Here is an 8,900-nt window from a genome sequence, read left to right as displayed (position 1 = left end):
ACGATGCGAGCGCAACGGATCACCACCACTTGCGGGTAGTGTCTGGCTCAACATCAATGGAAAAGAATCAATTAAAAGCTGGTGAGACAGCTTGACTGTTCAGATAACGGCCATAATCCGGCCCGGTGACGGCGCGCAGCTCCACCCGCCCATCATTAGTCTCCAGCGTCTTCACCAACTCGGTGCGATGATTGAGTAGTCCGTGCTGCAGATTGATCCCCGCCAGAGGTGCTGGCAACTCACGCAAATACCCCGCCGGCGCCGCCACCAGCCCGCAAAGCTGCCCAAAACTCCAATGCGTCGGCGCCACCGGCCGCTCCTGTCCGGGCACAATCAGCGCCAGCCGTTCGCCATCGTCGCGCCGGGCTTCAACCCGGATCGCCCGGCTCTCCACCGTTCGCGCCTCAGCCCGATCCGCTCGGGCGCGGACCGCGCCATACAATTCCGGCAACGACAAGAACCGCTCATCGTCGGGCCGCGAGAACCATTCCGACGACACCCGCCCCAGCCGCTCACCCCGGCTGACATCGACCTTAAAACCCTCCGACCCAGTCCGGCCCGCGCTCGCCCCCACAACCGCCACCGCGGCAGACGCATTGATATCCATGGCACTTCTCCATGACAGGCCCCGGAAGCCTCTCCTCCGGATTAAAACCAGTCATGAAGCGCCCGGCCCAACTCTCACTCTTGGACCTCGTTATACCAACCAGCTCCAACCAATCCGCAATTTTTAACAACCGCGATGCCTGTGCTTCTGACCTTGTCCCTCAAACGGCGCAACCGGAATACCCGCGCCACCAGCATTCGAGACATATTGTTCTGGATTCGCCTCAAATAGGTCCCGGTTGATACGATTTTCGAAAAAGAAAACCCTCCCCCCATGGATTGCCGATGCAGGCGCCTGCGTTGCTGAAACAGCCTGCCCGCTCACTGGATCGACGGCTAAATTATTTTGCCCATCCACAGGCCATGCCTGTGAATTTTTAGGATCATGAATACCAGACCCCGGCGAAGATCGGTGCCTGCGGCCCATGCCGCAGCCTCCCATGCGCATCATCAGGAACATGGCCGCAATCGCCAAAATGATAAAAAGCCCGTTTTGTCCAAGATAGGCCATTATCAGCCCCTGTTCGGAAACGAGGTGGAATCACCCAGTATATCCTGCTTCTTTTGCAGATATTCCTCCCGGTTGATTTCACCGCGCGCATAACGTTCATCCAACGCGTGCAGGCCGCTGGACATGCGGCCCGGCTGCGGCGGATGAGGCTGATAAGCGCCACGATGCGCGCATCCATTCCAGGACACAGCCCTGAAGAAAAACACCAGCAGCGCTACAAAGATCAACATGCCCAGAAGCATCATCATCCAGCCTCCATTATTCCAGCCGCCATAACCCATCATTCCTGGTCCGCCCCAGCCACCCATCATCCAGGGGCCAGGGCCATAACCACTCCATACCGGACCTGGGCCGCTTACGCCGCCACCATTCGCCGCCACGGTACCGGCTGCGGACTGTGCCCATAATGGCTGCGCGCCAAACGTCGCCCACAACACCGCGAAACCTGCATTGCGCATAAATTTGTTCATGATATTTGTCCTTTTCGGGTCAAAATTATTAATTTCACTGAATTACACCTGAAGAAATTCCCGCGCCTTGATCCTGCTCAAAACGCGGAAACAGCCATTACACGTAACGCAGCTCGGTCATCATCCCGGCGGCCATGTGATAAAGATTATGGCAGTGGAACAGCCAGCGCCCCGGGTTATCGGCATCGAACGCGATGCGCACGCTGCCCATGGGCGGCACCAGCACGGTATCGCGCATCGCCCCCGGCAAGGCGCTTCCATTGATCGCCACCACCTGGAAATGATGCCCGTGCAGATGCATTGGATGCGCCATCATGCCGTCATTGATGATGTCCAGGCCGACACGCTCGCCCTGTTTCACCAGTATCGGCTGGTGGTTCTGCCATTGCCGGCCATCAATGCCCCAATCATAACCCATCATGCCGCCGGTCAGATGCACCTGCGTCACGCGGTCGAACGGACGATTGAGCAAAGGCTGCGCGCCGCGCAGCAGAACTTCCAGCTCCACCCCGCATGGTCCCGCAGCGATGTTCGCCAAGCTCTCCAACCTGGCGATACGCGCCTTGGATGCCGCCAGAATAACGCCGGCGCGCGCCACGTCCCCCTCACGCTGAGCGAGAATGGGATAGGCGCCCTCCCCCGGCGGCAAGTCCAGCACTATATCCACGCGCTGGGCAGCCGCCAGGGGAAACGGGCCAACGGCAAGGGGCTGCACCGCATCGCCATCGACGGCGATGATCCGCCCCGGCAGCGCCCCGGTATCGATCCAGAACGCGGTTGCCGCCGCGCCATTGATGAGCCTCAGCCGGATGCGCCCGCCCGCCTCAACCTGGAAAACTTCAGGATCGGCGAGCGTGCGGCCATTCGCCAGATAGGCATCGAAATCGACATCGTTGAGGTCGGACTTGCCGCTCATCATGCCGCCCATATTGCCCATCATCCCGCCGCCAGCACTGCCCCCCATGCCGCCACCGCCGGTCAGCCCGGCCAGAATCTCCGCCGGGCTTTTGAAGGTAAAATCATGCAGCAGCACAATAATTTCCTGCCGGTCCTCCTGCATCTCCGCCGCCGTGCGCACGATCAGCGGTGCCGCCATTAATTGCTGTTCCTGCAAACCTTGATGCGAATGCATCCAATGCGTACCGGGGCGCGGCGCGAAATCATAGCCTTGGGCCGCGCCATCAGCGATCAGCGTTTCATAGCCGGTCTCGGTCACGCCATCCTGCCGCACTGGCGGCGTCTGGCCGTGCCAATGGATGATCGTGGGTTCACCGCACTGGTTCACGAGCGAGGTGGCAAAGCGCTCGCCTGGCGCCAGCACAGCACCCGGCCTGCCATCCGCGCCCTGGATGGCAAATACAGAAGCCGCCTTGCCGTTGACCTCGATGCTGCGCTTGCCAACGGTGAGCACCCGCGCCGGGGCGGCGCTGGCGCGGCCGGCTGGCAGGGTGGAGAACGCAGCCGTGGCCGCACCCGCCAGCATCACCTGCCGGCGTGAAAAAACCTTGTTCATAATCTGTACCTTTCCTGGCATAAGCCGGAATTCGTGGAGAAATCGGAATCGGGACGCACTGCCCCGCGCAAGCTCAGATCACGCCAAGGGGCGCGGCGGCGGCGCGGCGGGAGGAATGACCTGGCCTGGCAATTTATCCTCAATCCCCACGCCAAACCCCCTGCCCGCCCGCACAGAGGAGGGCAAAAGCGTAGCCAGCGGCGGCAACAAACCAGGCACAGCCGCCGCGCAAGGCGAACAGGCAAAAGGCCCTTGGCAGCAGCCATCCGCCGCCATGGGCGATGAAGGCGCGGGCTGGGGCATGAACGCCGTGGTTTCGGGCTGGCAGGGATGAGAATCGCTCACCTCCACCACACCGCCTGCGATCGGCATGGCCGCATGGGCGGGCAGGACCGTACCGGGCACGGATGCAAACAGAAGAGCCATGACGCAGAAAAACCTGATAAACCAGGGCATCAGCCCGAGCCCGCCACGCCGATGCTGCATCCGCCCGCGCGCCATTACCGTGTCATCCGCGCCAAGGTACGGACCAGTTCATCCACCTTATGGCGCTGGTCATTCACATCACCGGCGGCAAAAGCGTCCGCGACGCAATGGCTCAGATGATCGCGCAAGATTTCCTCCTCCGCCTTGTGCAAGGCAGCCCGCACGGCGGCGATTTGCGTGAGAAGGTCGATGCAATAGCGGTTTTCATCGACCATGCGCAGCAAGCCGCCCACCTGGCCCTCAATCCGCCGCAGCCTCTGGGTCACTTTCTGCCGTGTCGCGTCATGCATCGGTGGTTGCCACTTGATACTATACCCTATGCGGGTATATACACCCTTCATCTCCAGCCTGCAAGCGGCGCCTGCCGCCCCCAAGCCAAGCCTCATCAAAATCCATACAGGTGGCCATCATGGACGAATCTGCTCACCACGCGCACCATCACGCCGCTCATCCGGCACAGGTTCATGATCCAGTCTGCGGCATGGCGGTTGATCCCGCCACATCACCGCACCAAGCCACCCATGGCGGGCAGGTTTTCTATTTCTGCTCCAATGGCTGCCGCGAGAAATTTCTGGCCGCTCCGGCCCGCTACCTGTCAGCGGCACCACCCAGCGCGGCAGCCGCGCCCGGCACAATTTTCACCTGCCCGATGCATCCGCAGGTCAGGCAAGACCACCCCGGCACCTGCCCGATCTGCGGCATGACGCTGGAGCCGCTCACCCCCTCCACGGAAGCCCCGGAAAACACCGAGCTGCACAGCATGCAAAGGCGCTTCTGGGTGGCCACCGCGCTCACAGCGCCTATTGTTCTGCTGGCCATGGGCGGTTTCGTGCCCGGTCTCGGTCCCGCCCTCGACCGTCTGGTTCCACCGCCCGTATCGGTCTGGCTTCAGCTTCTGCTGGCAACGCCTACCGTTCTGTGGGCCGGGTCGGTGTTCTTCGTGCGTGGCTGGCAATCCCTGCGCCGCCGCAGCCTCAACATGTTCACGCTGATCGCACTGGGCACCGGCACGGCCTATGTCTACAGCCTCACAGCCACGTTAGGGCCAGACCTGTTTCCGGCGGGGTTCCGCAATGCCAATGGCGGCGTGGACACATATTTCGAGGCGGCGGCGGTGATCACGGTTCTGGTGCTGCTTGGCCAGGTTCTGGAGCTGCGTGCCCGCGCGCAAACCGGCGGGGCGATCCGCGCCCTGCTCAATCTGGCGCCAAAAACCACCCGCCGCATCCAAACCAATGGCCCTGATGTCGAAATCCCGCTCGATCTCGTTGTCGCCGGAGACCACCTGCGTATCCGCCCCGGCGATGCCGTGCCCGTCGACGGCGTTGTTCTCGAGGGAAAGAGTCAGGTCGATGAATCGATGGTCACGGGCGAATCCATGCCCGTGACCAAAATGCCGGGCGATGCGGTGACCGGCGGCACGGTGAACGGCACCGGCGCGCTGGTGATGCGCGCCGAGAAGATCGGGGCGGAGACGATGCTGGCGCGGATCGTTACCATGGTGGCCGAAGCCCAGCGCTCGCGCGCGCCCATCCAGCGCCTGGCCGATCTTGCCGCCGGGTATTTCGTGCCAGCGGTCATTGCCATCGCACTTCTCGCCTTCGTCCTGTGGACGATTCTGGGTCCGGCACCGGCACTCAGCTATGGGCTGCTGGCGGCTGTATCCGTGCTCATCATCGCCTGCCCCTGCGCGCTCGGCCTTGCCACGCCAATGTCCATCCAGGTCGGCGTCGGCAAGGGCGCGCGTGCGGGTGTGCTGATCAAGTCGGCCGAAGCGCTTGAGCGGATGGAAAAAGCCGACACGCTCGTCATCGACAAAACCGGCACCCTGACCGAGGGCAAACCGCGTGTCACCGCCATCACCCCGGCCACCGGCTATTTGGCGGCGGACATAGTGCGGCTGGCGGCCAGCCTGGAACAATCAAGCGAGCATCCCCTCGCCACCGCCATCGTCCAGGAAGCAAGCCGGCGGCAATTACCCCTCGCCAGGATCAGCGGCTTCACATCGGTCACCGGCCAGGGCGTGAGTGGCATGGTCAACGAACGGCATGTGCTGGCGGGCAATGCCCGGCTGATGCAGACGCAAAACATTACGCTGGATGAACTCACCGCCTCAGCCGAGGCGCTCCGTGCGACGGGCGCCACGGTGCTCTTCGTCGCGGTGGATGACAAAGCCGCAGGCCTCATCGCCGTCGCGGATCCGGTGAAGGCATCCGCCGGCGCGGCGCTCAATGCATTACGGGCGGAAGGGGTGCGCATCGTCATGCTCACGGGCGATAATCGCCGCACCGCCGAGGCGGTGGCGCACCAGCTCGGTATTACCGAAATCGAAGCCGATGTGCTGCCGGACCAGAAACACGCGGTTATCCGCAAACTGCGCGCAGAAGGGCGTGTGGTTGCGATGGCCGGCGATGGCGTGAACGACGCCCCTGCTCTGGCGGAAGCCGATATCGGCATCGCCATGGGCACAGGCACGGAGGTGGCAATGCAAAGTGCGGGCGTGACACTGGTAAAGGGAGATCTGGATGGGATCGTCCGGGCCAGGCGCCTGAGCCGCGCCGTGATGCGCAATATCCGCCAGAACCTGTTCTTTGCCTTCATCTATAACGCTGTTGGCGTCCCGGTCGCCGCTGGTCTGCTCTATCCCTGGTTCGGCATTTTGCTCACCCCGGTCGTGTCCGCTCTGGCAATGTCGTTCAGCTCGGTGTCAGTCGTCAGCAACGCCTTACGCCTGCGGCGGGCGCGGCTTTGACTGCCGATCATGTGCAGTCTTCAATAGTTTTGAGCATATATCAGGCCCTGCGGCCAAGTTGCGCACCCGCAAGGGGTGCGCTTCTGGGCGATCCGCCAAGCGGATCGCTGCCTGGTCGGCACTGCGGCCTCCCAAAAACATATGTGGCGCAGACCGCGCCCATTTAGCCGTTGCTTTCCGCCGTTAAACTTCCCGGCGCCCAATCGGCATCCGCGCCGTGCAGACCGGCCTCCCCTGCAGCGTGCCGACGCGGGGATTTCTCTGCATCCTTGGGCTTACCGCCAGCCTTTGCTTTGCCGTTCCCATTGCCCAGCGATTTCGCAATCTTTTCCGCCGCCTTCGCGGCTTTCGGACGCATCACGTTGATGGCGGCCGCATCCAGCGTATTTTTGATGTGCGCGGCATAATGTTTCTCGATCATCTCGACCGAGGTCCGGCAATTCTTGGCGATCTGATAAATATCCGCCCCCTCCATCAGCCGCAGGCAGATGTATGTATGCCGCAAACTGTACGCTGTGCGCGGCTTGCCATCCCGGTCGGCCTTCAGCTTGGCTTTGGCCAATATCCTGTTGAACAATTTTAACTGCCCGCCTTGCGGGAACACCTTGTCAGTCGGCTCCGGCAACTCCACCGGCAGAGGCTGGTTCGGGTTTTTCACACTCCGGCTGCGCTTTTGCTTACCGCGCGTCGGCTTCGGCCGGTTCAACAACCGCTCATACGGCCGCACCGCACCCGGCGTGCTTTTACAGAACCCAACCCCGCGCTTGCCGCGCACCTCGATCTCCAGAATCGTCTGCCCCGTGGCATGGTCGGTCACGATCGACACATCCCGGTGCTGGAGATTCCCGACCTCATCAGGCCGCAGCCCGGTATTGCCCATGAACAAAATATAGTCGTGCATCTGCTCGGCATTCCACCGATATTGCGGCTGCGGCGGATTGCGCGCCCAGTCCCGCGATGCCGTATAAAGCTGCTTATATTCCTCCGGGCTGAACCAGGGCCGGTGCACGATTTTGCCCTGGGTCTTATACGGCGGCGACAAATCCGGCAGATGCGTCAACCACCCATGGCGGATCGCCGCCTTCAACACCAGCCGCAGCGTGACGACCTCATCATGCAAGGTGCTGCGCGCCGGCGGTTTGGCCTTGGCCTTCGTGGCGGTCTCAATCCGGTGCACCCGGTAATCCTGCACGGTCCCGGGTGTTACCTCGGACAAGCCCATTTTGCCAAAGAAGGGTAGCAAATGTAGGCGCAGCCTGATCTGGTGCCCTTGCACCCATTTCGGAGAGCGCTCGCCTTCGGTGATCACCTCATATTCGCGGGTAAATTTCTCGGCCGCATCCTGTACGGTCTTTTCTGTGACCAGCGTGCCGGCGGCTTCTTTCCCGCAGAGTCCCAGATACCAATCCTGCGCCACTTTGGTTGCGAGATTGACGTTTTCTTGTTTGGTGGTGGCCCGCCATTGCTTGGCCCCGACGGAGGCCGAGCATTGCCAGAACCGGCTATTGCCGCGCCGGTAGAGCTGCAGCTTGCCACCCAGCAGCGTCAGATGATTATCCATCGAACACCCTCAACATAAGGGGCCGCGGAGACCGGATATTCAAATTAAGGCGCCCGGCACACAGCCTCGGTTGCACTGAGCAAAATCTTTACAACCGCGTAGGTTGTCAGGTTTTTACCGGCGGGTGACTATGTGTTAACACTGTGCTAGCGGGTTTTGACTGTTTCGGCGGCTTAGCGCCGTGCTATTTTATTGATTTTATTCGTAAAAGTGGTTGCGGGGGCACGATTTGAACGTGCGGCCTTCAGGTTATGAGCCTGAATAACCTTAAATTTAATCAATTATAATCTTCTATCTTTCAAAATATACCCCGACTCTGTGAGAATCCGTATGGAACTTGCCAAACGGCCCGAGAACGATTCTAGTGGTGGGATGAGGCGGCAAGGTTTTCTCGACGATGAATCGCGACGCGACCTGATCGAGTTGGCTCGGGATGGGTCGGCGGCGCATCGGTTGGCACGCCGTGCGAATGCTTTGGTGCTGCTCGATACCGGCATGAATTTCGCGGCGGTGGCCAAGGTCCTGCTGCTGGACGAGGATACGATACGTGCTTGGCGGTTGTTGTACGAGGAAGATGGCATCGATGGTCTGGTCAGCTTTGGCTATGAAGGTAGCGCCTGCCGCCTGGACGACGAGCAGCAAGCCCGGCTGATCACCTGGATCACCGAGACCCTGCCGCGTTCGACGCGCGCGATTGGCGCCTGGATCGCGGCGGAATGCGGCATTGAATACCAGAGCCGCTCCGGCTTGATCGCGCTCCTGCACCGGCTCGGCATGGAGCATCGCAAGCCGCGCGCGATATCGCGCAAGCTCGATCCCGAGAAACAGGCTGCATTTATCAAGGCGTACGAAAATCTACTGAACCAGCTTGCAGATGAACCGCCCCGCGTTTGCCGGAGGCTCCAACTCTTGAGAGGATGGGGTCATGACGAACAGAACGAGCAACAAATTTTCACCTGAGGTTCGCGAGCGTGCGGTGCGGATGGTGCTGGAACACAAGG

The 8,900-nt window shown here is 61.4% G+C and carries 8 protein-coding genes and 1 pseudogene; 3 read left to right on the top strand and 6 right to left on the bottom strand.

Annotated features, from left to right (window positions below; all coding sequences use genetic code 11):
- Positions 1–85: 85 nt before the first annotated feature.
- From PHE40_RS09665 to PHE40_RS09650, 4 genes and pseudogenes are all read right to left on the bottom strand, one after another.
- Positions 86–607 (bottom strand): annotated as a pseudogene (locus tag PHE40_RS09665) (DUF932 domain-containing protein); the annotation flags it as partial.
- 123 nt (positions 608–730) lie between these two features.
- Positions 731–1,117 carry a hypothetical protein gene (locus PHE40_RS09660; protein WP_299961224.1) on the bottom strand — a complete coding sequence of 129 codons (387 nt, stop codon included), beginning with the start codon at positions 1,115–1,117 and terminating at the stop codon, positions 731–733.
- Between the two features lie 2 nt (positions 1,118–1,119).
- Positions 1,120–1,587, bottom strand: a complete 468-nt coding sequence (locus PHE40_RS09655) for an SHOCT domain-containing protein (RefSeq protein ID WP_299961222.1) — start codon at positions 1,585–1,587, stop codon at positions 1,120–1,122.
- A 97-nt stretch (positions 1,588–1,684) separates the two neighbouring features.
- Positions 1,685–3,100: a multicopper oxidase family protein gene (locus PHE40_RS09650; protein WP_299961220.1), complete on the bottom strand. Its 1,416-nt coding sequence runs from the start codon at positions 3,098–3,100 to the stop codon at positions 1,685–1,687.
- Positions 3,101–3,215: 115 nt separating this feature from the next.
- Here PHE40_RS09650 and PHE40_RS09645 point away from each other — a divergent pair, with 115 nt between their 5' ends.
- Positions 3,216–3,434 (top strand): hypothetical protein, encoded by a 219-nt coding sequence (locus tag PHE40_RS09645; RefSeq protein WP_299961218.1) that lies wholly within the window; start codon positions 3,216–3,218, stop codon positions 3,432–3,434.
- 166 nt (positions 3,435–3,600) lie between these two features.
- On the opposite strand, the gene PHE40_RS09640 is transcribed toward PHE40_RS09645, so the two are convergent.
- Entirely contained in the window at positions 3,601–3,876 is a 276-nt protein-coding gene (locus tag PHE40_RS09640) for a metal-sensitive transcriptional regulator (protein ID WP_299961216.1), read from the bottom strand.
- Between the two features lie 119 nt (positions 3,877–3,995).
- Here PHE40_RS09640 and PHE40_RS09635 point away from each other — a divergent pair, with 119 nt between their 5' ends.
- Positions 3,996–6,338 carry a heavy metal translocating P-type ATPase gene (locus tag PHE40_RS09635; RefSeq protein ID WP_299961214.1) on the top strand — a complete coding sequence of 781 codons (2,343 nt, stop codon included), beginning with the start codon at positions 3,996–3,998 and terminating at the stop codon, positions 6,336–6,338.
- A gap of 163 nt (positions 6,339–6,501) precedes the next feature.
- On the opposite strand, the gene PHE40_RS09630 is transcribed toward PHE40_RS09635, so the two are convergent.
- Positions 6,502–7,899, bottom strand: a complete 1,398-nt coding sequence (locus PHE40_RS09630) for a site-specific integrase (RefSeq protein WP_299961212.1) — start codon at positions 7,897–7,899, stop codon at positions 6,502–6,504.
- A 330-nt stretch (positions 7,900–8,229) separates the two neighbouring features.
- Between PHE40_RS09630 and PHE40_RS09625 the strand changes: the two genes are divergently transcribed.
- Entirely contained in the window at positions 8,230–8,859 is a 630-nt protein-coding gene (locus PHE40_RS09625; RefSeq protein WP_299961210.1) for a helix-turn-helix domain-containing protein, read from the top strand.
- The last annotated feature ends 41 nt before the right edge of the window (positions 8,860–8,900 follow it).

The organism is Acidocella sp. (assembly GCF_028687955.1).
In the GTDB taxonomy this organism is placed as follows: Bacteria; Pseudomonadota; Alphaproteobacteria; order Acetobacterales; family Acetobacteraceae; genus Acidocella.
The sequence above is the reverse complement of the archived record's forward strand: the minus strand, read 5'-3'. Positions and strand labels throughout refer to the sequence as shown.